General features: G+C 64.2%; 22 protein-coding genes. 10 read left to right on the top strand and 12 right to left on the bottom strand.

Annotation, left to right across the window (positions count from 1 at the left end; translation table 11 throughout):
- The first annotated feature begins 24 nt into the window (after window positions 1–24).
- On the top strand, window positions 25–570 hold the full coding sequence (locus LG385_RS08235) for a hypothetical protein (protein WP_225773860.1): 546 nt from the start codon (window positions 25–27) through the stop codon (window positions 568–570).
- 27 nt (window positions 571–597) lie between these two features.
- Here the strand turns inward: LG385_RS08235 and LG385_RS08230 are convergent, their stop codons facing one another.
- The 5 genes from LG385_RS08230 to LG385_RS08210 are packed head-to-tail and all read right to left on the bottom strand — an operon-like array spanning window position 598 to window position 9,587.
- Window positions 598–1,182 (bottom strand): TolC family protein, encoded by a 585-nt coding sequence (locus LG385_RS08230; RefSeq protein WP_225773859.1) that lies wholly within the window; start codon window positions 1,180–1,182, stop codon window positions 598–600.
- Window positions 1,164–2,027 (bottom strand): TolC family protein, encoded by an 864-nt coding sequence (locus LG385_RS08225; protein WP_225773858.1) that lies wholly within the window; start codon window positions 2,025–2,027, stop codon window positions 1,164–1,166. Before LG385_RS08225 ends, LG385_RS08230 begins: the two co-directional genes overlap by 19 nt.
- Window positions 2,024–5,137, bottom strand: coding sequence for an efflux RND transporter permease subunit (locus LG385_RS08220; protein ID WP_225773857.1), 3,114 nt, complete (start codon window positions 5,135–5,137; stop codon window positions 2,024–2,026). The genes LG385_RS08225 and LG385_RS08220 overlap by 4 nt, the downstream gene beginning before the upstream one ends.
- Window positions 5,134–8,301 carry an efflux RND transporter permease subunit gene (locus LG385_RS08215; RefSeq protein WP_225773856.1) on the bottom strand — a complete coding sequence of 1,056 codons (3,168 nt, stop codon included), beginning with the start codon at window positions 8,299–8,301 and terminating at the stop codon, window positions 5,134–5,136. The genes LG385_RS08220 and LG385_RS08215 overlap by 4 nt, the downstream gene beginning before the upstream one ends.
- Window positions 8,298–9,587: an MdtA/MuxA family multidrug efflux RND transporter periplasmic adaptor subunit gene (locus LG385_RS08210; RefSeq protein WP_225773855.1), complete on the bottom strand. Its 1,290-nt coding sequence runs from the start codon at window positions 9,585–9,587 to the stop codon at window positions 8,298–8,300. Before LG385_RS08210 ends, LG385_RS08215 begins: the two co-directional genes overlap by 4 nt.
- Window positions 9,588–9,648: 61 nt before the next feature.
- On the opposite strand from LG385_RS08210, the gene baeS reads away from it, so the two are divergent.
- Complete coding sequence (baeS, locus tag LG385_RS08205) at window positions 9,649–11,034, top strand: sensor histidine kinase efflux regulator BaeS (RefSeq protein WP_225773854.1); 1,386 nt, start codon at window positions 9,649–9,651, stop codon at window positions 11,032–11,034.
- 3 nt (window positions 11,035–11,037) lie between these two features.
- Window positions 11,038–11,709, top strand: a complete 672-nt coding sequence (locus LG385_RS08200; RefSeq protein ID WP_225773853.1) for a response regulator — start codon at window positions 11,038–11,040, stop codon at window positions 11,707–11,709.
- A 51-nt stretch (window positions 11,710–11,760) separates the two neighbouring features.
- Here LG385_RS08200 and LG385_RS08195 read toward each other — a convergent pair whose 3' ends face one another.
- Window positions 11,761–12,147 (bottom strand): hypothetical protein, encoded by a 387-nt coding sequence (locus LG385_RS08195; RefSeq protein WP_225773852.1) that lies wholly within the window; start codon window positions 12,145–12,147, stop codon window positions 11,761–11,763.
- Between the two features lie 155 nt (window positions 12,148–12,302).
- Between LG385_RS08195 and LG385_RS08190 the strand changes: the two genes are divergently transcribed.
- The 6 genes from LG385_RS08190 (at window position 12,303) to LG385_RS08165 (ending at window position 18,211) form a co-directional block, all read left to right on the top strand.
- The gene (locus LG385_RS08190) at window positions 12,303–13,226 is read left to right on the top strand and encodes an NADP-dependent oxidoreductase (protein WP_225773851.1); all 924 of its coding nucleotides are present in this window, start codon (window positions 12,303–12,305) and stop codon (window positions 13,224–13,226) included.
- Window positions 13,227–13,480: 254 nt separating this feature from the next.
- Window positions 13,481–14,152 carry a GntR family transcriptional regulator gene (locus LG385_RS08185; protein WP_225773850.1) on the top strand — a complete coding sequence of 224 codons (672 nt, stop codon included), beginning with the start codon at window positions 13,481–13,483 and terminating at the stop codon, window positions 14,150–14,152.
- 57 nt (window positions 14,153–14,209) lie between these two features.
- On the top strand, window positions 14,210–15,028 hold the full coding sequence (locus LG385_RS08180; RefSeq protein ID WP_225773849.1) for an ABC transporter substrate-binding protein: 819 nt from the start codon (window positions 14,210–14,212) through the stop codon (window positions 15,026–15,028).
- An 11-nt stretch (window positions 15,029–15,039) separates the two neighbouring features.
- Window positions 15,040–15,807: an amino acid ABC transporter permease gene (locus LG385_RS08175; protein ID WP_225773848.1), complete on the top strand. Its 768-nt coding sequence runs from the start codon at window positions 15,040–15,042 to the stop codon at window positions 15,805–15,807.
- Between the two features lies 1 nt (window position 15,808).
- Window positions 15,809–16,579: an amino acid ABC transporter ATP-binding protein gene (locus LG385_RS08170; protein WP_225773847.1), complete on the top strand. Its 771-nt coding sequence runs from the start codon at window positions 15,809–15,811 to the stop codon at window positions 16,577–16,579.
- A 21-nt stretch (window positions 16,580–16,600) separates the two neighbouring features.
- Window positions 16,601–18,211: a gamma-glutamyltransferase family protein gene (locus LG385_RS08165; protein ID WP_225773846.1), complete on the top strand. Its 1,611-nt coding sequence runs from the start codon at window positions 16,601–16,603 to the stop codon at window positions 18,209–18,211.
- 5 nt (window positions 18,212–18,216) lie between these two features.
- Here the strand turns inward: LG385_RS08165 and LG385_RS08160 are convergent, their stop codons facing one another.
- The 4 genes from LG385_RS08160 to LG385_RS08145 form a co-directional block, all read right to left on the bottom strand.
- Entirely contained in the window at window positions 18,217–18,402 is a 186-nt protein-coding gene (locus LG385_RS08160; protein ID WP_181119544.1) for a hypothetical protein, read from the bottom strand.
- Between the two features lie 76 nt (window positions 18,403–18,478).
- On the bottom strand, window positions 18,479–19,405 hold the full coding sequence (locus LG385_RS08155) for a Gfo/Idh/MocA family protein (protein ID WP_225773845.1): 927 nt from the start codon (window positions 19,403–19,405) through the stop codon (window positions 18,479–18,481).
- 86 nt (window positions 19,406–19,491) lie between these two features.
- Window positions 19,492–20,766, bottom strand: a complete 1,275-nt coding sequence (locus LG385_RS08150) for a glucarate dehydratase family protein (RefSeq protein ID WP_225773844.1) — start codon at window positions 20,764–20,766, stop codon at window positions 19,492–19,494.
- A gap of 36 nt (window positions 20,767–20,802) precedes the next feature.
- Window positions 20,803–22,143: an MFS transporter gene (locus tag LG385_RS08145; RefSeq protein WP_225773843.1), complete on the bottom strand. Its 1,341-nt coding sequence runs from the start codon at window positions 22,141–22,143 to the stop codon at window positions 20,803–20,805.
- Between the two features lie 124 nt (window positions 22,144–22,267).
- Between LG385_RS08145 and LG385_RS08140 the strand changes: the two genes are divergently transcribed.
- Entirely contained in the window at window positions 22,268–23,152 is an 885-nt protein-coding gene (locus LG385_RS08140; protein WP_225773842.1) for a LysR family transcriptional regulator, read from the top strand.
- A 73-nt stretch (window positions 23,153–23,225) separates the two neighbouring features.
- Here LG385_RS08140 and LG385_RS08135 read toward each other — a convergent pair whose 3' ends face one another.
- Window positions 23,226–24,848 (bottom strand): methyl-accepting chemotaxis protein, encoded by a 1,623-nt coding sequence (locus LG385_RS08135; protein ID WP_225773841.1) that lies wholly within the window; start codon window positions 24,846–24,848, stop codon window positions 23,226–23,228.
- A 102-nt stretch (window positions 24,849–24,950) separates the two neighbouring features.
- Window positions 24,951–25,832, bottom strand: a complete 882-nt coding sequence (locus LG385_RS08130; protein WP_225773840.1) for a transporter substrate-binding domain-containing protein — start codon at window positions 25,830–25,832, stop codon at window positions 24,951–24,953.
- Between the last annotated feature and the right edge of the window lie 68 nt (window positions 25,833–25,900).

The raw sequence follows: 25,900 nt of genomic DNA, 5'->3' as shown, positions 1-25,900 counted from the left end.
GCAGTGACTGGGGACGCGGCGCTTTTGCGCGAAGCCAGCCAAGACTCAGCGAGTAATGCTTCCCCTTCTCCCTGCCCCGACGATACCCTGCACTGCGCGGGCTTCGACGTCTTCAGCAAGCTGGTAGCCAGCGACGACGACTTTCTTGGGCTGATCGCTTACTCCCTATACAAGCGACACAAGATCGAATGGATCCGTCTTCATCCTGACCAAAGCACACTTACCTTCAAACAGATTGCCTGCACGCCGCTCCAGTTGGGCATGTACCGCGACCAGGCGGAGCAATTTGCGAAGAATTTTATCGAAGAGTCCCTGGATCAGCTCGGCGCGGAGATGAAGGAAGCGATCACCACCAGCGTGGTTGTGGAAAGGATCGATAGCCTGAAGCCCGGCTTCTGGCGGTCAATCGGCAACCATGCGCTAAGCGGAGTAGCCTCGGTTGCCGTCGCCTTGGCGCTGTTCGGCTTCATGACGCTGTATGCAAGTTATCAAGAGAGTGGCGGTTTGGAAGGCCGCATCAAGGAGATGAGCACGCGGGCCGAAGCTGCTCCACTCCAACCCGGAGCGTAGCAACGGGCATGGCCGGGGCAGCAAACGCTACCACCCCCCACCCAACGCCGCCACCAGCTGCACGCTGGTCACCAGCTGTGTGCTTACCAGGCTGAGCAGGCTTTGCTGTTCGCTGAGCAGCGTGGCCTGGGTGGTGGCGACGTCTAGGTAGTCGATCTTGCCGGCTTCGTACTGGTCGGCAGTCACGCGGGCGGATTCGGCGGCGGCTTGGGCGGCGCGGGTGCGGGCGGCGAGTTCGGGGGCCTGGATGCGTAGCTGCACGAGGTAATCTTCCACTTCGCCGATGCCGGCGAGCACGGTTTGCCGGTAGCTGGCAACCTGCGCGTCGTAGGCGGCGCGGGCCTGGTCCACGGAGGCGCGGGTGGCGCCGAAGTCCAGCACGGTGCCAGTCAAGGACGGCCCGATGGACCAGAACCGGGTGGGCGCGTTGATCAGGCTTGCCAGGCTGGAGGCTTGATACCCGCCGCTGGCGCTGAGGGTGAGGTCCGGGTAATACGCCGCAGTGGCCACGCCGATGGCCGCGTTGGCAGCCGCCACGTTGCGCTCGGCGGCGGCGATGTCGGGGCGGCGTTCCAGCAGCTGGCTGGGCACGCCTACCGGAATGGCCGGCACCTTCCACGCCCAGGCATTGGGCGCGCTGGAGGGGAGGCTGCCAGGCTGAACTCGGCCGGTGCCTTGCCGATGAGCAAGGCAATGGCGTGCTCGTATTGCGCCCGCTGCCACTGGTAGTCGAGCAGCGTGGCGCGGGCGCTTTCCAGCTGGGTCTGGGCCTGGGCCAGGTCGGCGCGGGAAGATATCTGCTCTTCGTACTTGTTGCTGATCACCTTCAGGTAACGCTCGTATGCGTTCACGGTATCGCGGTAGAGGTCCAGTTGCTGATCCAGCAGGCGCAGCTTGAAGTAATCCTGGGCCAGCTCGGATTGCGCGCTCAAGGTGGCGGCGGCAAGGTCGGCGGCGCTGGCCTGGGCGCTGGCGCGGTCCTCTTCCACCGTACGGCGCAACTTACCCCACAGGTCCAGTTCCCAGCTGGCGCTCAAGGTGGCGGAGTGGGTGTTGCTGGCGCCGCCCTGGCTGGTGGAATAGGCGCTGGAGGAACTGGTGGCCGTTTCGCTGCGGGTGCTGTCCAGGGTGGCGCTTACCGATGGCAACAGGTCGGCCTTCGACGCGCGGGTCAATGCCAGTGCCTGCCGGTACTGCGCTTCGTACTGGGCCACGGTCTGGTTGCTCAGCGCTACCTGGTCCATCAGCGCATCGAGCGTTGCATCACCGTAGATCGTCCACCAGCGGCCTTTCGCCTGGTCGTCCTTCGGCGCGGCGGCGGTCCAGCCCGCGGCCTCCTTGAACGCCACTGGCGCCACGGTGGCCGGGCGTTGGTAGTCAGGGCCCACCATGCAGCCGCCGAGCACGGCCAGCAATAACAAGGAGGGGGCGAAACGGAAAACTACAGGCAACTTCATGGCGAACTCTCGGGGGCAAGGCGGCGAACACGGGTATTCCACAGGCGGCGCGTGGCGCGGCTCAGGCGGTCGAAATAGAGGTACAGCACTGGCGTGGTGAACAAGGTCAATAGCTGGCTGAGCGCAAGCCCACCGCAGATGGCCAGCCCCAGCGGGCGGCGCAGGTCCGCATCACCGCCGCTGGCCAGCGCCATGGGCAAGGCACCGAAGAACGCTGCCAGCGACGTCATCAGGATAGGCCGCAAGCGCTGGCGGCAGGCTTCGAGAATCGCCTGCTCCGGGCTCATCCGCTGTTGCCTTTCGGCGATCAGCGCGAAGTCGATCAGCATGATCGCGTTCTTTTTCACGATACCGATCAGCAGCAGGATGCCGATCAGCGCGATCACCGTGAGCTGGGTGCTGGTGATCTGCAACAACAGCAAGGCCCCCAGCCCTGCTGACGGCAGAGTCGAGAGGATGGTGAGCGGGTGGATGTAACTCTCGTACAGCACACCCAGCACGATGTACACCGCCACCAGCGCGGCAAGTATCAGCCACGGCATGCTGCTGGCGAGCGAGGCACTGGCGGCAGCGGTCCCGGAATAGCTGCCGTGCACTGTGGCAGGCAGGTTGACCCCTTGCAGCGCGACCTTTACCGCGGCTTGCGCGGCTTCCAGGGTAACGCCGTCCGCCAGGTTGAACGCCACCGTGCTGGTGGCCGACTGCCCGGCATGGGCCACGGACAGGGGAGCCTCGGCGCTGCTGAAGCGGGCAATGGCCGAGAGCGGCACCTGAGCCCCGCTGTCAGTCACCAGATACAGCTGGCGAAGTACCTCGGGGTCCTGGTTGTAGCGGGCAGCCACGTCCATGATCACGTAGTACTGGTTGAGCGTTCGGTACACCGTTGCCACGTTGGCCTGGCTGAAGGCATTGCCCAGGAAGGTATCCACGTCGTCCACGTTCACGCCCAGGCGCGTGGCGGCGGCGCGGTCGATGGTCAGCATCACTTCCTGGCCACCGGTCTGGGCGTCCGAATCCACCGAGGTGAGCTGAGGCAGCTGCCGCAGGGCTTGCTCGACCTTGGGGGTCCACTCGCGCAGCACGGCGAGGTCGTCGGCCTGCAGGCTGAACTGGTAGGTCGCGTTGGCGCTGCGCCCGCCGATGTGCAGGTCTTCAAGGGGCATGGCGAACATCTGGATGCCGGCGTGCTTGCTGTATGCGGCGCTCAGGCGGTTGGCAATCTGCTGAGCCGTGGCGTGGCGCTGGTCGAAGTCTTTAAGGCGAATGAACAGCTGGGCAGTGTTGCGCGAGCCAAAGCCGCCGCTGCCCGTGGACGCCATCACCGCCGCCACGTCCGGGTCCTTGGCCATGGCCTGGGAGATTTCCAGAATGTAAGGCTTGAGCGCCTGGTAGGAGATGTTCTGGTCTGCCCGGATCGCCCCCATCAGTACGCCGGTGTCCTGACTGGGGAAAAAGCCCTTGGGCACCACGGTGTAGAGGTAAACGTTCAGCGCCAAGGTCAGCAGCAGGCTCAACACGGCAAGCAGCCGATGTCGCATTACCCAGGCGAGGGCCTCCATATACGCCGCCTGAAGGTCGTCCAGCACGGCTTCGATCCAGCGGTACAGGCGCGGTACCGGCCGGTGGGAGTCCGCCGGGCGCAGCAGGGCCACGCACAATACCGGCGTGATGCTCAACGACACCACCATGGAAATGCCCAGCGCGATGCTAAGCGTGACCGCGAACTCGCGGAACAGCCGGCCGACGATGCCGCCCATCAGCAGCAGCGGAATGAACACGGCCACCAGTGACACCGTCATCGACAGCACGGTAAAGCCTACTTCCTTGGTGCCTTGCAAGGCCGCGCGCAGCGGGCGCATGCCCCGCTCCTGCCAGGTGGCGATGTTTTCCAGCACCACGATGGCGTCATCCACCACAAAGCCTGTAGCGATGATCAAGGCCATCAGCGAGAGGTTGTCCAGGCTGTAACCCAGCACATACATGGCCGCGCAGGTGCCCACCAGCGACACTGGCAGCGCCACGGCCGGGATCAGCGTGGCGCGCAGGTTACGCAGAAAAGCGAACACCACGGCCACCACCAGCAGCACGGCCAGCAGGAGGTTTTTTTCGGTGTCGCGCAGGGAGGCACGAATGGTGGGCGAACGGTCGATCACCTTTACCAATTGCACGTCGCCGGGGAGCATCGCTTGCAGTTGCGGCATCAGCGCGCTCACCGCGTCGATGGTTTCCAGCATATTGGCGCCAGCGGAGCGGGTTACACCCAGCGTCACCGATGGCTGGCCGTCGTAGTAGCCGCTCACATACACGTCTTCCACGGCGTCGTACACGTTGGCCACGTCCTTGAGGTGCACGGCCGCGCCGTCGTTGTAGCCGACGATAAGGTCGCGGTAGTCGGCGGCCGTCTCCAGTTGCTGGTTGCTTTCGATGGCCCAGCTTTGCTCGCTCATCTGCAAGGCGCCCAGCGGCTTGTTGCGCGTGGCGTCGCCGATAGCGGTGCTCACGCTACTCAGGCTGATGCCGGCATGGCTGAGCTGCTGCGGCTGCACATCCACCCGCACCGCGGGTAGCGAGCCACCGCGCACCGATACCTGGCCCACGCCCTGCACCTGGGCGATTTTCTGTTGCAACAGGCTGGAGGCAAGGTCGTACAGCTGCCCGGCGTCGCGGCTGGCCGAGGTCAGCGCCAGCATGACCACCGGGCCATCGGAGGGGTTGGCCTTGTGGTAGGTGGGCAGAGACTTCATCGCGCTGGGCAACAGGCTGCGCGCGGCGTTGATCGCAGCTTGCACGTCGCGGGCGGCGCCGTTGATGTCCCGGTCGAGATCGAACTGCAGAATGATGTTGGTGGAGCCCTGGCTGCTGGTGGACGTCATTTCCGTTACCCCGGCGATTTGCCCGAGGGTGCGCTCCAAGGGCGTGGCAACGGTGGCGGCCATGGTTTCGGGGCTGGCGCCGGCGAGGCTCGCCTCCACCATCACCGTGGGGAAATCCACCTGGGGCAGCGGCGCCACCGGCAGCAGGCTGTAACCCAGCGCGCCGAGCAGCAGCAACGCCAGGGTCAGCAGCACAGTGGCCACCGGCCGGGCGATGAACACACGGCTCAGGTTCATGCCGGGCTCCGCGCGCTCAGGCGGCGTTGCAGGCGCTCAGCCAAGCGGTCGAAGGCCAGATAGATCACCGGCGTGGTGAACAACGTGAGCAACTGGCTCAACAACAGCCCGCCCACGATCACCAGGCCCAGGGGCCGGCGCAACTCCGCGCCAGCACCGGTGGCGAGCATCAGCGGTGCCGCGCCCAGCAGCGCCGCCATAGTGGTCATCAAGATCGGCCGCAAGCGCAGCAAGCAAGCGCGGTGGATCGCATCCTGCGCTGAAAGCCCCTCTGCCCTGCCCTGCAAGGCGAAGTCCACCATCATGATGGCGTTCTTTTTCACGATGCCGATCAGCAGGATCACGCCGATCAAGGCAATCAGCGAGAAATCACTGCCGCTGAGCAACAGCGCCAGCAACGCACCAATCGCCGCCGAGGGTAGCGTGGACAGGATGGTCAGCGGGTGGATGTAGCTTTCGTACAGCACGCCCAGCACGATGTACATGGTGAGCAACGCGGCCAGGATCAGCCATAGGGTGTTGGCCGACGCTTGCTGGAACGAGGCCGCCGCGCCTTGGTAGCGAAGGGTTACCGAGCTGGGTGCGCCCACCTGCTGCATGACCGCGCTCACGGCCTTTTGCGCATCTTCCAGGGCATAGCCGTCGGCAATGTTGAACGACACGGTCACCGCCGGGAACTGGCCCAGGCGGTTCAGGGACAGTGCGCCGGTGCGCTGGCTGATCCGGGCGATGGTGCTCAGGCGTACCAGGCCCGTGGTAGTGGTGGTACTCGTGGTGCCTGTACTTGAACTGGTAGTGGTAGTGGACGCAGTGGTCGAGCTGGTGCTGGTGGCGCTCGTCGGCGCCATGTAAATCTGCTCGAACGCCGCCATCGACTGCTGGAACTTGCCCGGCACTTGCAGCACCACGCGGTACTGATTGGCCTGGGTGAAGATGGTGGAAATCAGCCGCTGGCCAAACGCGTTGTACAGTGCCGTGTCCACGGCCGCGGCGGTGATGCCATAACGTGCGGCGGCCTGGCGGTCCAGGTCCACGTAGGCGGTAAGGCCCTGGTCCTGCAGGTTGTCGATCACGTCGCGCAGTTCCGGCCGCTGCTGCAAGCTGGCCATCAACCTGGGCAACAGCGCGGCGAGGCGGCTGCTATCGGCGTCATCCAGGGTGAACTGGTACTGGCTGGGGGTGAGCTGGTCATCCACGCTCAGGTCCTGGGCGGCGACCATGTTCAGGCTGATGCCGGCCACGGCCTTGCTTGCCGCGTTCAGCCGCTCGATTACAACGCTCGCGCGGTCGTCACGCTCATCGAACGGCTTGAGCTGGATCTGCAAGCGCCCGTTGTTCAGGGTGGCGTTGGTGCCGTCCACCCCAAGTGTGGACGAGACGGAGGTCACGGCGGGGTCTTGCAACACCACCTGCACCAACGCAGCCTGGCGCCGCGCCATTTCATTGAATGACACGTCCTGCGAGGCACGGCTGAAACCCTGGATCAGCCCGGTGTCCTGCGCCGGGAAGAACCCCTTGGGTACCACCAGGTACAGCAGCGCCGTGAGCACGAACGTGCCAAGCGCTACCAGCAACGTGATCCGCTGGTGCGCCAGCACCCAGCCCAGGCCACGGTCATAGGCGGCAGTGAGGCGGGTGAACTGGTGTTCACTCCAGCGGGCGAAGCGGCTTTGCTCCTGGGTCGCCACATGTTTGAGCAGGTAGGCACACAGCATCGGCGTGAGGGTAAGGGAGATCACCATGGACACCAGGATGGACACCGCCAGGGTGATGGCGAACTCGCGGAACAGCCGCCCGACCACATCGCCCATGAACAGCAGCGGGATGAGCACAGCCACCAGCGAAAAGGTGAGCGAGATGATGGTAAAGCCGATCTCGCCCGAACCCTTTAGCGCGGCCTCCATGGGGTTGTCGCCTTCCTCCAGATGACGGGAGATGTTCTCCACCACCACGATGGCGTCGTCGATCACAAAGCCGGTGGCGATGGTCAGCGCCATCAGGCTGAGGTTATTGAGGCTGAACCCGGCCAGGTACATCACGCCGAAGGTGCCCACCAGCGACAACGGCACTGCCGCGCTGGGGATGAGCGTGGCGGTAAGGTTGCCCAGGAACACGAAGGTCACCATCACCACCAGGGCGATGGACAGCCCCAGCTCGAACTGCACGTCATGAATGGACGCGCGGATGGTTTGGGTGCGGTCGGCCAGCACCTCGAGTTTCACGCTGTCGGGCAAGGCCTGGCGCAGGGCCGGCAGCTGCGCCTCGATCGCGTCCACCACCTGGATCACGTTGGCGCCGGGCTGGCGCTGCACATTGATCACGATGGCCGGCTGGCCATTGGCGGTCGCCGAGAGGTAGGCATTTTCGCTGCCGTCCTCGGTGGTGGCGACGTCGCGCAGGTACAGCGCCGCGCCGTTCTCGTACTTGAGCACCAGCGCGCCGTACTGGCCGGCGTCACGCAGCTGGTCGTTGGCGTCGATGGTGATGGAATGGTCCGGGCCATCGAAGCCGCCTTTGGAGCCATTCACGTTGGCGTTGTTGATGGTGTCGTACACGTCCTCAAGCGTCAGGCCGTGGGCGGCCAGCGCGGCGGGGTCGGCATTGATCCGCACCGCGGGCTGGTTGCCCCCGGCCAGGCTCACCAGCCCTACGCCGTTGATCTGCGAGAGCTTCAATGCCACGCGAGTGTTGATCAGGTCCTGCACCTGGGTAAGCGGCAGGCTGTCGGAGGTGGCGGCCAGAGTGATCACTGGCGTGTCCGCAGGGTTCACCTTTTTATAGGTCGGCGGGTTGGGCAGGTCCGACGGCAGCAGGCTGTCCGCGGCGTTGATCGCGGCCTGCACCTCCTGCTCGGCTTCATCCAGCGATAGCGTAAGCGCGAACTTGAGGGTGATCACCGAGGCACCGGCGGAGCTGGTCGAATACATCTGCGACAGCCCGGCCATCTGCCCCAGCTGGCGCTCCAGCGGCGCGGTAACAGAAGTAGCCAGCACCGTCGCGCTGGCGCCGGGGTACAGCGCGGTCACTTCGATGGTGGGGTATTCCACTTCCGGCAGCGCCGAGGTGGACAGCAGCCGATAGGCGAACAGGCCGGCGAACAGTACTGCCATCATCAGCAGCACCGTGGCGACCGGTCGCCGGATAAACAGGCGGGACGGGTTCATTGCCCCGCCCCGCCGCTGGCGACCTCGGTGGATTGCTCCACTGTCACCTTGATGCCATCGCGCAGGTGGTCGATGCCGCGGGTTACCACGCGTTCATCGGCCTGCATGCCAGTGAGGATTGCGGTGCGATCGTCCACCACCGGGCCGGTGGTCACGCTGCGGCGCTCGATGCTGCCGTCGGCCTTCACCACATAGATGAAGTTGCCACTGGCGCCCAACTGCACCGCTGCCGACGGTACCGTGACCGCCTTGGCCAGCACGTCGGTTTGCACCTTCACGTTCACAAACTGGTTGGGGTACAGCGCATCGTTGGGATTGGCAAACTGGGCCTTGAGCTTGATGCTGCCCGTGGCCGTGTCGATCTCGTTGCTGATGAACTTCAACTCGCCGCTGGCAATTTCGGAGTTCTGTTGCGCGTCCAGTGCCTGAACTGGGAGCTTTTCGCCCTTGCGCAGTTTGGGCAGCAGCGTTGCCAGTTGCGCCTGGGGCAGGCTGAACGTCACTGCGATGGGGTCGGTCTGGGTCACCGTCACAATGCCGGTGGTGTCACTGGCATGCACCATGTTGCCGGGGTCCACCAGGCGCAGGCCCACGTAGCCATCGATGGGCGAAACGATGCGGGCGTATTCCAGGTTCAGCCGGGCGGCGGCGATCTGCGCCTGATCAGCCTGTACGGTGCCCTGGTATTGGCCGACGGTAGCCGTTTGGGTGTCCAGGTCCTGGCGGGCGAGCGAATCCTTATCGAACAGCCGCTGATAGCGGGCCAAAGTAAGCTGCGCGCTCTTGAGCAGGGCCCGGTTCTCGGCGAGTTCGCCCTGGTACTGGTCCAGCGTGGCTTGATAGGCGCGGGGGTCGATCTGCGCCAGCAGCTGGCCTTTCTTCACCTTCTGGCCTTCGCTGAAATACACCGCCTGCAGTTGCCCATCCACGCGGCTGGTGACGGTGACCGAGGCGTTGGCGATCACGGTGCCCAGCGCCTGCTGGTATACGGGCACGTCCTGCTGGCGGGCCTGGCCGACCGCCACGGTTACGCCGCCCCCCATCGCCGCGCCCGGCGCACCCATGAGTGGCTTGACCCCTGCACCGGGCGCACCGCCACCGCCATGCCCCTGCTTTAACGAATGCCACACGCCGAGGGCGGCGAACGCCACGGCCAACACGGCCGCTACGGCGAAGAGGGTGCGAAGGGTGCGCCTGGAATGCTGGACCATCTGTTGCTCACTGCTGATCGAATACGGGCAGATGATGGCGTGCAAATGTGCAGGGAAAATGGAGTTTGCCAGCATGGGTTGATTAGCCCGCTGGCAGGGGCCTAAATAGCCGGGCCATCCACCGTATGTATCCGCCATGAAACTCAGCATTTCTAGCAAACTCTTCCTTGCCGTGTTCGCCAGCGTGCTGCTGGTGATCATCAGCATGGGCATGGCCAGCAACTGGAGCTTTGGCCGTGGCTTTCTTGGCTACCTCAATGAGCTGGCGATGCAGCGGGTGAGCTCGCTGGTGCCGCGCATGATCGACGCCTACCAACGCGAAGGCAGCTGGGAGTTCTTGCACAACCATCCACAGCGCTGGTTCGATCTGCTGCGCCCGGAGCCACCGCAAAGCTACGAAGAGCACGAACTACGCCTGCCGCCTGCCTCGGACCTCACTGGCACAGTATTCCGTATTGCCCTGCTCGATGAACGCCACAAGCGCGTGGCGGGTTATCAGGCCATCGCCGCCGACGCCTTGCTGCAACCAGTTGAGGTGGGCGGGCGCACCGTTGGCTGGCTGGCCGTATCGCCTTTCCAGAGCGTGAGCGAAGCTGGAGGTGAGCGTTTCCAGCAGTACCAGCTGCGCACCAGCCTGGCCATGGGCGCCGTGTCCCTTCTGCTGGCGATGCTGATTGCGCTATGGATTTCCCGCGTGCTGCTGGCGCCGATCAAGCGCGTGGCCGCCGCCACCCACCGCCTCGCTGCCGGCGATTACAAAAGCCGGGTGGCGGTCGCGGCCCAGGACGAAGTGGGGCAGCTGGCTCGGGACTTCAATCACCTGGCGCACACCTTGGAACGCAACGAGCAGGTACGCCGCGAATTCATGGCCGATGTGTCCCACGAACTTCGCACGCCGCTGTCCATCCTGCGGGGCGAGCTGGAGGCCATCGAAGACGGCGTGCGTACCCTGGACCACAATTCGGTAAAAAGCCTGCAGGGCGAAGTGCGCATGCTGAGCAAACTGGTGGACGACCTCTACGAACTGTCCTTGGCAGACGTCGGCGCCCTCGCCTACCGCAAGCTCCCCTGCGACCTTGCCGAGTTGCTCGGCGATTGCGTGGCCAGCTTTCAGGAGCGTTACGCTGAACACGGCCTGACAATGGACCTGATAATGAGCGGTGATCCGTTACCTGTGCAGGCAGATGATCGTCGCCTGCGCCAGCTGTTCCACAACCTGCTGGAAAACACCTTGCGCTACACCGACCGCGGTGGCGAATTGCGGCTGAGCGCGCGCAGGGAGCAGCACACCGTGCGAGTGGATTTCCTCGACTCCGCGCCCGGTGTGGATGCGGCCCAGCTGGAGCGACTGTTCGAGCGTTTCTACCGCGCCGAGGGTTCACGCAGCCGGGCCAGCGGTGGTGCCGGCCTGGGCCTGGCGATCTGCAGCAGCATCGCCCAGGCCCACGGCGGTAGCCTCACCGCCGCCCATTCACCCCGTGGCGGGCTTTGGCTCACCCTGCGCCTGCCACTGGAGGGCTAAGCGATGGATCACCCTGTGCTGGTTGTTGAAGACGAACCCAAGCTGGCTGCGCTGTTGCGCGACTACCTGCAGGCCGCAGGCTACCCGGTGCAATGTGTTGCCAATGGGCTGGAGGTGGTAGCGGCGGTGCAGGTATACCAGCCGTGCCTGGTGCTGCTGGACTTGATGTTACCCGGGCGCGATGGGCTGGAAGTGTGTCGTGAGGTACGTTCCTTCAGCGCTGTTCCTCTCATCATGCTCACCGCCCGCATGGAGGAAAGCGATCGCCTGCAGGGCCTAGACCTGGGCGCGGACGACTACATCTGCAAACCCTTCAGCCCGCGCGAGGTGGTGGCCCGGGTAAAGGCGGTATTGCGCCGGGCGCCGGCCCAGTCGAACGACAACGCCGTGGCCAGGCTGGTGATCGACCATAGCGCCCACACCGCGACGTTCGGCGGCGTGCTGCTGGACCTCACCCGTGTGGAGCTGCGCCTGCTGGACACCCTGGCGAGCGCCCCTGGTCGGGTATTCTCCCGCGATCAACTGCTAGACCGCCTCTACCCCGACCGCCGTATCGTCACTGACCGCACGGTCGACAGCCACGTACGCAACCTGCGCCGCAAACTGGCCCAGGCCAGCGCTGTGGACGATCCGATCCAGTCGCTGTACGGGGTGGGGTACAAGTGGCAGTTATGACGCTCCGGTTCCCAGGCCCGTCGGCCCCGGCCCCACAACATGAGCGCTGCGTTAGCTCAACAACTCGTGCAACACCGCTTCCAGCTCCGCAGCCTTGAACGGCTTGGCAAGTAAGGGCACGCCGGGGAAGCGCGCCTGCACCTCACCACTGGCGAAGCCCGAAGCGAAGGCGAAGGGAATGCCGCGCTGCTGCAGGGTGTGCGCCAGCTCGAAGCTGGACTTTTCACCTAGATACACATCCAGCAGCGCCACGTCGAACTCGCCGCTTTCGGCCAGCCACTGACCGGTATCCAGCGACTGCGCCACCTGCACACCATGGCCCACGCCCACGGATTCGAACAACGCCTCCACGAACAGGCTCACTAGGGTGTCGTCTTCGACCACCAGCACCCGAAGGTCCTTTATACGGTCAGCCCAAAGGGCGCCGGTTGCTTTCATAAGAAAAACTCTGCCACTGCTACAGGTAAGCCCAGCCGGGCCGCGGTGCCAACGCTACGGCCGCCGGTGCCATTTGTCGAGCGGCACCTACACAAGCCGAACCAACTGGCCGCGCATGCCCTCCACCGGTAACCCTTTGTTTCGAGGTTCGCGCCGTGAAAGCCATTCGTATCGACCACTTCGGACATGAAGACGTTATGCACCTGGAGGAAGTGCCCGTGCCTTCGCCAAAAGCTGACGAGCTGTTGATCAAGGTCACTGCAGCGGGTGTAAACCCAGTGGATTACAAGATCCGCGAGGGCCAGTACCCGGCGGTGGGCGAAGACGCCTTGCCGCTGACCCTGGGCCGCGAGGTGGCCGGCACGGTAACCAAGGTCGGCAGCGCGGTGGCAGGTTTCAAGCCAGGTGACAACGTATTTGCCATGATCGGTGCCGATGGCGGCTATGCCGAGTATGCCCGGGTGAAAGCCACTAATGCCGACCGCATTCCGAAAGAGATCGACGAGGTAACCGCCGCGGCTATCCCCCTCGCCGCACTCACCGCCTGGCAGGCGCTGTATGACCATGGCGACCTCCAGGCCAACCAGTGCGTGTTGATCCATGGCGGCTCGGGCGGCGTGGGCCACTTCGCCATCCAGTTTGCCAAGGCCACCGGCGCCGAAGTCTTTGCCACCGGCTCGAAGGCCAGCCTGGCGTTCATGAGGCAACTGGGCGCCGATCACGTGATAGACCACAAGGCCGGGCCGTTCGAAGATGAATGCCCGCCGCTGGACCTGGTGATCGACCTGATTGGCGGCGAAACCCAAAAGCGCTCCTGGGCGGTGCTACGCGAAGGCGGCCGGCTGGTGTCCACCTTGCAGGCGCCCGACCTCACGCTGCCGGAAGCACAGGGCAAGCACGGCCGCCGCTTTACGGTGCGGCCTGATGGCAAGCAATTACATGAGGTCGCGGCCCTGATCGTGGCCGGGCAGGTAAAACCTTACGTGCACCGTACCTTCAATCTGGAAAATGCCGTGGATGCGTTGCATTACCTGGCCACTGAACACGTGGAAGGCAAAATCGTGCTGCGCGTGGTTTAGTGCCGCAGCTGGCCGCCCGCAGCTGGCCGCCCGCAGCTAGCCGCCCGCCATGAAAGTGTTCCAACCGGGATCACTGCCCGCCCACCTTGCACTCAAAGGTAGCCGCCGGTAACCAAACGGCGGCTGGCCTCCCCCGCGTATTTCCTTTTATACCCTCACGTTTCAATGACCTGCGCGCTACTACAGCACCTTGGCATGCGCCGTGCTTTATTGCATCCATGGATAATTGGATACATAAATTCAAAGGCGCTTCCATGTCACAGTCGTCCCCCCTATTGGCCCGCAGCCCTGTCACCGCCGAAGAAGAGGCCTACCGCTACCTGCTCGATACCATTTGCCAAGGGCGTTACCGCACCGGCGACAGGCTGATCGCCGAGGACATCGCTGGCGAGATCGGTATGAGCCGCATGCCCGTGCGCGAGGCTTTCCGCCGCCTGGCCGCCGAAGGCCTGGTGACGCTGAGGCCTAACCGTGGCGCCATCGTGAGCGGCCTCAACCTGGACGAAATGCGCGAAGTGTTCGAAATGCGCAGTGCGCTGGAGGGCTTGGCGGTGCGCCTGGCCACCGCGACCTTGACTGACCGGCAATTGACCACGCTGGAGCGCATGCTTGACGACATGGACGAGGTGCGCGAGGACGGCGCCGAGTGGGTCAGCCGCCACCGTGCCTTTCATGAGTACCTGTGCAGCCTGGCCATGCGCCCGCGCCTGCTGCGCCAGATCAGCGCACTGTATTCGGTGATCGAACCGCACATGCGGCTGTGGCTGCAGCACGTGGACAAACCCCTCAGTGCTCGCCAGGAACACGCCGAAATCCTCACGGCGCTGCGCAGCCGCGACGCGGCGCTGGCCGAGCACGTGGTATGCGAACACATCGAGGGCACCGTCCCGGCCCTGCTGAATTTTCTCGAGGCAGCGGGCACCTGAGACCCGTGACGCTTTGCTTGTGAACTGCCCCGGCAACCCTACCCCATGGAGCTGAACATGTTCGAACGCAGGCTACCCCTGGCCGTGATGGCCCTTACCCTGGCGGCTACCTTCGCCACTCCGCTCAGCCAGGCTGCCCCGGTGGTGCCGGACCGCCTGCAGCACAGCGACAAGCTGGTGTTCTGCGGCGGCATGGATTCGCCGCCGATGGGCTTCTATGACGCCAATCAGAAGCTTATCGGCGTGACCGTCGACCTCGGCGAAGCCATCGCGAAACGGCTGGGCAACAAGCGGATCGAGTGGCGGGTCACGCCCTTCTCCGGGCTGATCCCGGCGTTGCTCGCAGGCCAGTGCGACATGCTGGTGGACCAGCTGTTCGACAAGCCTGAGCGGCGCGAAGTGATCGACATGGTCAATTACATGTACTCCAGCCAGGCCGTAGTGGTCGCCAAGGGCAACCCTCAGGGCATCCATACCCTCGATGACCTGTCTGGCAAAAAGGTCGCGGTACTCAATGGTTCCACCATCCGCACACTGCTCGACGCCCATAACCAGGTACTGACCAAGGCCGGCAAGCCGCCCATGAACATCGTGGTATACAACACCGACACCGACGCATTCCAGGCCCTGCGGATCAACCAGGCTGCGGCGTACGGCACTACCGTGGAAACGGCGGGCTACTACCAGAGCATGGCACCCGAGCTGTTCGAGGTGGGCGTGCCCGCCTTCGCGCGCATTCTTACCGGGCTAGGCATTCGCAAGGACGACCCGCAGATGAGCGCGGCGGTGACCGAGATTCTCAAGGACATGCGCGCCGACGGTAGCTATCAGGCCATCCTTGCCAAGTGGCACATCGAAGGCGACAGACTCGATTGAGGTAAGCGCTGATGAACTTCAATTGGGACATTTTCTGGCATTACCTGCTGCAGCCGAGCGACATCTACCTGTATGGCCTGTGGCTTACCCTCACCATCAGCGTGCTCGCCATGCTGCTGGGCTGCACATTGGGCTTGCTGGCGGCGCTGATGCGCCTGTCACGCAACCCGCTGCTGCAGTACCCGGTGCGCTTCTACGTGTGGCTGATGCGGGGCACGCCCTTGCTGGTACAGATCGTGTTCCTCTACACCGCGCTGGCGGCGGGCGGGATCTTCCGCTTCGAGGACCTGAACCTGGGCCTGTTCACCCTGCCGGGCAACATCCAGGCCGCCATCATCGCCCTGGGGCTGAACGAAGGCGCTTACATGGCGGAGATCATCCGCGCGGGGATCGGCGCTGTGGATCGCGGCCAGTACGAAGCCGGCCGCTCGCTGGGCATGACCTTCCCGAAGCTGATGCGCCGGATCGTGCTACCGCAGGCGTTGCGGGTGATCGTTCCGCCGATCGGCAACGAGTTCAACGTGATGCTCAAGAACACCACCCTGGTGAGCGTGATCGGTGTGCCGGAGCTGCTGCTCAGCACGCAGATGGTGACCTCGGCCACCTTCAGGGTGTTCGAGTTGTACCTGGTAGTGGCGATTTATTTCCTGGCGCTGACCACCGTGTGGGGCTTCTTCCAGCGCTGGCTGGAGCGCCGCTTCGGCAAGGCAGATGCCCAGGCCTCGGCGCCGCGCCGGCTGTTCGGCCGCCATACCATGAAACTACTGAGGGGGCGCTGAGATGCACAGTGACATCGTGATCCAGGCCAGGGACGTGCATAAGGCGTTCGGGGAGCTGGAGATTCTCAAAGGGGTGAGCCTGGACGTGCGCCGTGGGGAAGTCGTTGTACTTATCGGGGCGTCCGGTTCGGGAAAGACCACCTTCATTCGCTGCATCAACCTGCTTGAAGACATCCAGGCCGGCAGCATCCGGGTGAACGGCGCGCTCATGGGCTACCGCGAACGGCCTGATGGCCGCCTCGTTCGTGACTCGGAGCGCAACATCGCCCGGCGCCGCCGCGATATCGGCATGGTATTCCAACGCTTCAACCTGTTCCCACACATGACCGCGCTGGAAAACATCATCGAGGCGCCCATCCAGGTACTGGGTGTAGCCCGCGACACAGCAGTGGCCGAGGCCCGCAACCTGCTGGCCCGGGTGCGCCTTACCGAGAAGGCCGACCACTACCCTGCGCAGCTCTCCGGTGGCCAGCAGCAGCGTGTCGCCATTGCCCGTGCATTGGCAATGAAGCCCCAGGCCATGTTGTTCGATGAGCCCACCAGCGCGCTGGATCCGGAAACCGTGGGCGAGGTGCTGGAGGTGATGAAGGCCCTGGCCGAGGACGGCATGACCATGGTGGTGGTAACCCACGAAATGAGCTTCGCCAAAGAGGTGGCCGATCGCGTAGTGGTGCTGCACCAAGGCGAACTCATCGAAGAGGGGCCGCCGGCGCAGCTCTTCGGCAACCCTCATCATCCGCGTACGCGGGAATTTCTCAGCCGGGTGCTGTAAGCGCCTTGAGGTGATCGTCCTATGCTGTCGTTTTCCGCACATCAATACCCCTACGCCTCGCAACGCCAGAGCGTGTTCGCCCGCCGCGGCATGGTGGCCGCATCCCAACCTTTGGCCGCCGAAGCCGGCATTGCCATTCTGCGCCAGGGCGGCAATGCCATTGATGCGGCCATTGCCACGGCGGCGTGCCTCACGGTGGTCGAACCCACTGGATGTGGCATCGGTGGCGATGCCTTTGCCTTGGTATGGCACAAGGGCCAGTTGCATGGCCTGGACGGCAGCGGGCACGCACCGGCCGGGCTGTCCATCGAGGCGGTGAAGGCCGCCGGGCACGAACGCATGCCGGCCCATGGCTGGTTACCGGTCACCGTGCCCGGCTGCCCCTCCGCCTGGGCCGAGTTGTCGCGCCGCTTCGGCAAATTGCCGTTCGCGGCGCTGATGGAACCGGCGATCGAACTGGCCGAAGGCGGCTTCCCCGTGTCGCCCACCGTGGCAAGGCAGTGGGAAATCGCTCGGGCGGGTTTCGAGGCCAGCCGCCAACCTGCGCTGGAAGGCTGGTTCGATACCTGGCTCATTGAAGGCCGTGCGCCCCAGGCCGGCGAGCTGTTCCGCAACCCCGGGCAGGCGCTCACCCTGCGGGCCCTGGCCGAGAGCGAATGTGAAAGCTTTTACCGTGGCGAGCTGGCGCAGCGGCTGGCGGCCTATGCCCAAGCTACGGGCGGCTACCTCAAGGCCTCGGACCTGGCGGGCTACCGCGCCAGCTGGGTACAGCCGATCAAGACCACCTACCGCGGCTACGACGTATGGGAGATTCCGCCCAGCGGGCAAGGGCTGATCGCGCTGATGACCCTGAACATTCTGCAAGGGTGTAGGTTTGATCACCGCGACAGCCCCGCAACGTGGCACACCCAGCTGGAGGCCATGAAAATGGCCTATGCCGACGGCCTGCACTACATCACCGACCCGGCGCATATGCGCGTAGCCGCCGCCGACCTGCTCGGCGAAGGTTACGCGCATATGCGCCGGGCCCTCATCAGCGAACGGGCCGCCGAGCCATTGCACGGAGACCCTCACGCCAGCGCCACGGTATACCTGGCCACTGCAGACGCCGAGGGCAACATGGTGTCGTTCATTCAGAGCTGCTATCACGGCTTCGGGTCGGGGGTGGTGCTGCCCGGCGCCGGGATCTCGCTGCAAAACCGTGGCGAAGAATTCAGCCTCGACCCCGCCCATGCCAACCACTTGGCCCCGGGCAAAAAAACCTTCCACACGATCATCCCGGGGTTCATCAGCCAGGGAAGCGTGCCACTGGGGCCATTCGGGGTGATGGGCGGGTACATGCAGCCTCAGGGGCACGTGCAGATGGTGATGAACCTGGTGGATTTCGGCCTCAACCCCCAGGCGGCGCTGGATGCCCCCCGCTGGCAATGGATGGGGGGGCGCAAAGTGGGCATCGAGCACCACGCCCCTGCCGAGTTGACCCGGGCACTGGCGCGGCGGGGGCATGAGGTGGAAGTGGCCCATGACTCGTTGGACTTTGGCCGCGGGCAGATCATCCTGCGAGACCCGCACACAGGTGTACTGTGCGGGGGCACCGAGCCCCGCACGGACGGCCATGTCGCGGTGTGGTAGCGGCGTCAATCAGCGCCCAGGTTCTCGTCCTCGGTGCTTTGTGTATTTCCGCTGCGGGTCGGCTGCTTCTCAGCGTCCGGCTTGCCGCCGGTAATACCGCTACGGGCGTCTTCCGGGCGCCCGGGCAAGCCGCGTGCGTCTTCCTTGGAATCGCGGGTGGGCCATTTATCGGTGATGGGGGTTTCTTTCATCGTAGGGCTCCTCGACGTTTTCGAACCTAAGCTTTCGAGAACGCCGAGGCGCCGAGAGTTCGGCCGGGTTGGCCGGTTATTCGTAAAACGGCTCGACGGCCACCCGCTCGCTCGCGAAGAAGCTATCGGCCACCAGCCGCAGGGGCTGAGTGTCCATGTCGCGCCCGCCTGCCTCGATCAACTCATGGAAGTGCCGGTACAACGCAGGGTATTCACCCTCCTCCGGCAGCGCCTGGGCCACACCATCGATGCTGAGGCTGGCGCCGCCATGGTCGAGGCGCAGCACGCTGTTATCCGCTTCCAGCTCGATGCGCCAGAGTTCGTTATGGTCGTGGTCGAAATCAAGGTCCACGCTCACGGGCAGCCCTTGCGCGTCGGTGAGGGAGAGTGTGGCGGCGATGGGCGACTGGCAGTTCTGGGGGACGCGCAATTGGGCCTTGCTCACGAACAGCGGTGAAGGCAGCAACTCGGTGACAATAGACAGCGCGTTGATTCCCGGATCGAACACGCCCAGGCCACCGGCTTGCCAGATCCATGTTTGGCCGGGGTGCCACTTGCGCACGCTTTCCTTCCACTCCACCCGCACGGCTTTGAGGCTGCGCCCCGCCAGCCAGGCCCGGGCCGCTTCCACACCCGGGGCGAACCGCGAGTGCCAGGCGAACAACCCGCCCACGCCCACGCTCGCCGCTTGCTCGACCAGCGCCATGGCTTCCCCGAGGCTGGCGCACGGTGGCTTTTCAATCAATACGTGCTTGCCCGCGGCCAAGGCCTCGCGCACCAGGGCGTAACGCCCCTGGGGCGGGGTGCAAAAAGCGATGGCGTCCAGTTCGGGCAACTCGCGGAGCATGTCGCCCAACGAGCTGAAATTGGCCACGCCCGGGCATGGCTGCCCCTGGGTAGCAACTGCTACCAGGGAAAACGCCGGGTTGGCCTGGATCGCCGGTACATGCTGATCCTGCGCAATCTTCCCGTACCCCACCAAGCCAAGACGAATCGGCTGCATCGAACACTCCTGTTTTGTTGTTGTAGAAGGTCAAGCGAAGCGTCGATGGTAGTCGGTCTTTGACGGAAATGCCGCCACTTCCAACTTCAATACCGCGGTTTCACCGCTTTCCAATCGCTCTTGTACCGCTGCATCTGGCGCACGTCGTCGCGCTGGCGGATGCCGCAGCTGAGGAATTGATCGTGCAACTTGGCCAGTTGCTCGCGGTCCAGCTCAACGCCAAGGCCCGGCGCGCGGGTGATGGCCACGCAGCCGTCTTCGATGGCCAGCTTGCCGCCCTTGATCACCTCTTCGTCGGGCTCCTGCCAGGGGTAGTGGGTATCGCACGCATAGCCCAGGTTCGGCGTGGCGGCGGCCACATGGGTCATTGCCATGAGGCTGATGCCCAGGTGGGAGTTGGAGTGCATGGACACGCCTAGCCCGAAGGTGTCACACATTCTGGCCAGTATCTGGGTATCGCGCAGGCCGCCCCAGTAATGGTGGTCGGCCAGCACGATCTGCACGCTGTTCAAGGCCACGCTGCGGCGGAACTCGTCGAAATCGGTCACCACCATGTTGGTGGCCAGCGGCAGGCCGGTGCGGCGGTGCAGTTCGGCCATGCCGTCCAGGCCGGGGGTGGGGTCTTCGTAATATTGCAGGTCATCGCCCAGCAGCTCGGCCATGCGGATGGCGGTGTCCAGCGACCAGTTGCCGTTGGGGTCGATGCGCAGCGGATGGTCAGGGAAGGCGCGTTTCAGCGCCTTGATGCAGGCCACTTCGTGTTCCGGCTCCAATGCGCCGGCCTTGAGCTTGATGCTTTTGAAGCCATGGGCTTCGATCATCCGCGCGGCTTGCGCCACGATCTGTGTTTCGCTCAGCGCTTCGCCCCAATTATCGGCCGGATAGGGCGAATCCACATGTTGGGCGTATTTGAAGAACAGGTACGCGCTGAATGGCACGCGGTCGCGCAGCGCGCCGCCCAGCAGGTCCACCAACGGCACATTCAGCGAACGCGCCTGCAGGTCGAGGAATGCCACCTCGAACGCCGAATAGGCATTGCTCACAGCCTTGCTGGCATGGGAGCCGGGTGCCAGTTCGGCCCCCGCCACGCTCGCTGGCTTGTGCGCCGCCACCGCCGCCTGCACTACCTGGCGCAGAGCATTGAGGTTGAATGGGTCCAGCCCGACAAGCTGCGCTTGTACGGCCTGCTGGATCGCCAGCGCGGGGGCATCGCCGTAGCTTTCGCCCAGCCCGATATAGCCGTTGTCGCTTTCCACTTCGATGATCGAGCGCAACGCATAGGGCTCATGGATGCCGCTGGCGTTGAGCAGTGGTGGATCGCGGAAAGCGATCGGAGTGACGGTTACGCGGATGATCTTCAAGGTCGAGGCTCCCGGTTCAAGGGTTTGATAGCCGCTTCAAGCGGTCACGGGCGAAGGCTTGCCGCCGCCCAATTGTTGTTTGCCAGCACCTGGCTTGCCTCGGGCGAACATCACCACCACGGCGGCGAGCACCGAGGTAATCGCCAGCCCGTACATGCCGCCCTGGATCGAGCCGGTGGTTTGCTCCAGGAAACCGAACGCCGTGGGGGCCACGAAGCCGCCGAGGTTGCCGATGGAGTTGATCAGTGCGATGACCGCCGCAGCGATACGGGCATCCAGGTAGCCCTGCGGCAGCGGCCAGAACAGCGCCGAAGCGGCTTTGAAGCCAATGGCCGCGAAGCAGATGGCAACGAAGGCGAACACCGGCCCGCCGGTGGTGGACATGAACATCCCCAGCGCTGCGATCAGCAGCGTAAGCGCGCACCAGGCCTGCTGGTGGCGCCATTTAGCGGCCAGCGCAGCAAAGCCATACATGGCGACGATGGAAATGAGCCAGGGAATGGAATTGAGCAGGCCGACTTCGAAGTCCCCCAGGCTGCCCATTTTTTTGATCATGCTGGGCAGCCAGAAGGTGGCGCCATAGATGGTCAGCGCCACAGAGAAGTAAATGAAGCAGAACAACACGATCTGCCGGTCTGCCAGCAGGCGAATGATCGACGGCCGCCCGCCCCGCTCGGCTTCCCGCGCGGCCTGTTCGGCGGCGATGGCGCTGGTGAGGGCTTGCTGCTCTTCAAGGGTGAGCCACTTGGCTTCCCGGGGGTGGGATTGCAGGTGCAGCCACACAAAACCGCACAGCACCACCGAAGCAAAACCTTCGATGAGGAACATCCATTGCCAGCTGTGGAGCACCGGCAAGCCGAGGCTCAACAGGCCACCGGACACTGGCCCGGAAATGACCGAAGCGATGGCTGAGCCACTCAGGAAGACCGCCATGGCCTTGCCGCGCTCGGCCGCCGGTAGCCATTGGGTGAAGTAATAGATGATGCCAGGAAAGAAGCCCGCTTCGGCCGCACCGAGGATAAACCGCAGCACGTAAAAGCTGGTTTCGCCTTTCACGAAGGCCATGGCCATGGCCGCCACGCCCCAGGTCAGCATGATGCGCGCCAGCCAGGCCCGTGCGCCGTAACGCTGCAGCAGCATGTTGGACGGCACTTCGAACAGGGCGTACCCGATGAAAAACAACCCGGCGCCCAGGCCGTACGCGGCGGCCCCGATACCCAGGTCGGCTTCCATGTGGCTGCGCACGAAGCCGATGTTGACCCGGTCGATGTAATTCACGATGAACATCACCACGAACAGTGGCAACACGTGGCGCTTGACCTTGCTTGCCGCCCGGGCGAGCACGTCCGCCTGCACGGCGCTATGGGGCTGGTTCACTGGGCATCTCCCGCTATTGTTTTTCTGGGTCGGCCGCATCCTGCTGGATACACCCCGATGATGGACGCCCGTATTGTTGCGGTCTAATCTAGTTTAGCTCTCGATTGATACCCGGAATGAATCAGTGTTCGAACTTGCTCAGCTTCGCTGCTTCACCGCTGTGGCCACGGAACTCAACTTTCGCCGCGCGGCGGAACGCTTGAACATGACCCAGCCCCCGCTTAGCCGGCAGATCCAGCTGCTCGAACATCAGCTGGGCGTGGCGCTGCTGACCCGCAATACCCGAACCGTCGCCCTGACGGCGGCAGGCCGGGCGTTCTTTTTGGAAGCGCAGAACCTGCTGGAGCGCGCCGAGATGGCCGCGGTTTCCGCACGGCGCTTTGCGGCCGGGGATATTGGCTCGGTAACGGTAGGGTTCGTGGGCAGCGCGGTGTACGAATTCCTGCCCAAGGTGATCGCCGAGGCACGGGTGCAACAGCCTCACGTGAACATCGCCCTCACGGAGATGAACACCGCACAACAGCAGGAAGCCTTGCGGGCGCGGCGTCTGGACCTGGGCATTGCACGGGCGCCACTGCCCGAGCCAGGGTTTTGCAGCGAACGGCTGGTGCGCGAACCGTTCGTGCTGGCGGTGAACACAGCGCACCCCCTTGCCAGACGGGCCCGGGTAGAGGTTACAGACCTGCAAGGGCAACCGTTCCTGATGTACTCCCACGCGGCCTATGCCCCGTTCAACGAACTGCTCACCGGCATGTTTCGTTCGGCTGGGGTTACGCCCGACTACGTACAATGGCTGGGTTCGTCATTGACCATCCTGGCCTTGGTGAACGCCGGCCTGGGGCTAGCCTTCGTGCCCCGCTGCGCCACCAATGTAGTGTTCAAGGACGTGGTGTTCCACGAGATGGAACTGGGTGAAGGGGTACAGAGCGAGCTGCACCTGATCTGGCGGGAAGACAACGACAACCCCGCGTGCGGCATGTTGATACACGCCATACGCGGGGCGGTTTGAAGCCCTTGTTCGCTTCCCACAGGAGTTAGAGGCCTCCTACAGAGGTTGAGTCCAGTCTGCGGGAAGCCAAGGCTTACAGCGAGAAGCGCTTCACCAGGCCGTTGAGGTCGGTCGCCAGCCGCGCCAGTTCGTGGGTGGCCACGCTGGTTTGCTGAGCGCCAGTGGCGGTTTGCACCGACAGGTCGCGGATGCTCACCAGGCTGCGGTCCACTTCGCGGGCCACCTGGGCCTGTTCTTCCGAGGCGCTGGCGATCAACAGGTTGCGGTCGTTGATACTGGCCACGGCTTCGGTGATTGCGCCAAGGGCCTGGCCGGCGGCGTTGGCCTTGTCCATGGTGGTGCGGGCGCGCTCGGCGCTGTGCTGCAAGGCGTCCACGGTCAGCCCGGTGCCCTGCTGGATACTGCCGATCATGTTCTCGATTTCACGGGTGGATTCGCCCGTACGGTGAGCCAGTGCACGCACTTCATCGGCTACCACGGCGAACCCGCGCCCTGCGTCGCCGGCACGCGCCGCTTCGATCGCGGCATTGAGGGCCAGCAGGTTGGTTTGCTCGGCGACCGCGCGGATCACGTCCAGCACGGTGCTGATGCTTCGGGTTTGGGTAGCCAGTGCCGCGGCGCGCTCGGAGGCGCTCATCACGTCGTCGGTGAGCGACTGGATGGAGGCAATGGCGTCGGTCAACTGCACTCGCCCCTGCTCGGCCGATCGGCTCGAAACCTGGGACGCTTCGGAGGTGGACACCGCGTTGGTGGCAACCTCTTCCACCGCGGCGGTCATCTGGTTAACCGCCGTGGCGGCCTGTTCGATCTCGTCGTTCTGGCGCTGCATACCACGGGTACTCTCCTCCATCACGGCGCTCATTTCTTCAGCGGCAGCAGACAGTTGGTGAGCCGATTCGCCGATCTGCCCGATGGTTTCACGCAGGTTGGCCTGCATGGTGCCGAGTGCGGCAAACAGTTGCGTGGCTTCATCATCACCTTCGCGCTGGATGGTGCCGCTGAGGTTGCCCTGAGCAATGCCATCGGCGAAACCGACGGCCTGGCGGATCGGCGTAATGATGCTGCGCGTAAGCATAAGGGCCAGTACCAGAGTCGCGGCGAGCGCGGCGATGATAGCGCCGATGATCACGCTGCGTGCGCTGCTGTAGGTATCGTCGGAATAGGCGGCGGCGCGTGTGGCACCCGCCTGGTTGAAGTCACGAAGGGCCGACAGCTTTTCATTCAACACCGGGCCCAGGCCTGCAAGGGCCTGGTTGATCGGGCCCATCACACTCTCGGGTGCGCTGGCCGCGATAGAGCGCTGGCGCTCATCGAGCTTGCTGGCGTACTGGCCAAAAGTGTCCCGTGCCGCGTTGAACACCTGACGCTCCTCGGGGCTTGCAATCAATGCTTCGTATTGCTGCAACAATCGCTTGATGTCCTGAATGGACGCAGCCACCAGATCGTCGCTCTTGCGGTAGGTCTCAGGGTCTTTAAAGGCCAGTTGGCGCAGGGATTCCACGCGGATGCGGGCGAAGCTCAGCGCGATGTTATCGGCGGTGGCCTGGCTCTGCATCCAATGGTTCTCGACAGTCGCGCCCGAGGCGCGAATGGCGGCCATCTTCATCAGGCTGAAGGCGCCAACGGCGGCCAGCAACAGCGCCACCAGGGCAAAAAACAACAGCGTACGGTGGGCAATCTTTATTTTTCTGAGCATGGCAAGGGTCCGAGGTAGGCGGCGGGCACACGGGCAGGTTTCCAGTGCTCTGTCTATCGGCCCCACACTGTCGAACTTTAGCCATGGCCCCCAAGCCCGGCGTTAATTGGTCGCCAGCTCCACCCCCCACTCTTTGTGTAGCAGGTGCAGGTATGAAGCGCGGGTCTCCGGGGTGAGATCGTGCGAGTAAATCTCGGCCACTTGCGCGCGTATCCCGGGGATGGTCTGGTTGATGCCCGCGATCACCGCACGGCCGAGATCACTGTTGGAACACGCAAAATACCCATACATGAAGGCGGGCGCGCCCTTGAGCGGGTAAGCGCGAAGCGCCAGCGGCGTGGCCTTGGGCTGCTTTTGCAGGTAGGTGATCTCGCTGGGGTAGGCCAGAATGCCGTCCAGCCCATGCTCATGAGCCGCCATCATGCTGACCAGGCCGCCGAGCTGGTCCTTGGAATAGCGACGGTATACGGAGGGGCTGTCCTTGTAGGTGTCTATGACGGGGTCCACCGAAGCGCCATATCGCCTGCCGCCGAGTATGCCGAGGCGGAACGTACCTGCCGCCAACAGGCCGGCCAGGTCCACCGCGCTATCGGTCGCGGGCGGCTGCGGGTGGTCGGCCGGGACGAACAGCTGAATGGGCAGCATCATCAGGTAAGGCTCGCTGAACACCATAAACCGTTCACGCGCGGCGGTTTTCAGAAAGCCGGCAAAGCACACGTCACCGCGGGCTTTCATTTCCTGTTCTATCCGCTGGTAATTGGGCGGCACGGCCTGAAGCTGATGCTCGTAATCGCCAAGCCTGGCCACGGCGATACCCTGAGCATAATCGCCTACGCCGTGCCCAGGGCCGGTGACCATGAATAGTGGCGGAAAATCCACGGTCATCCACCGGACAGTGGGCTTGACGCCGCTCACGCCCGTGGCCAGGGCAGTGCCCTGTACCAAGGCAAAAGCCAGTGGCAGCAGACGACGCTTACAACACATTCGGTTTGGTCCCACGCAGTTATGTCGCTGTGAAGCCTAGGCGCGGATGCCGGCAAACACCACTTTGG

Origin of the sequence: Pseudomonas sp. Marseille-Q5115 (assembly GCF_916618905.1) — a bacterium.
Taxonomy (GTDB): domain Bacteria; phylum Pseudomonadota; class Gammaproteobacteria; order Pseudomonadales; family Pseudomonadaceae; genus Aquipseudomonas; species Aquipseudomonas japonica_A.
Note: the sequence above shows the minus strand (reverse complement) of the source record. Positions and strands in the feature narration are given on the sequence as shown.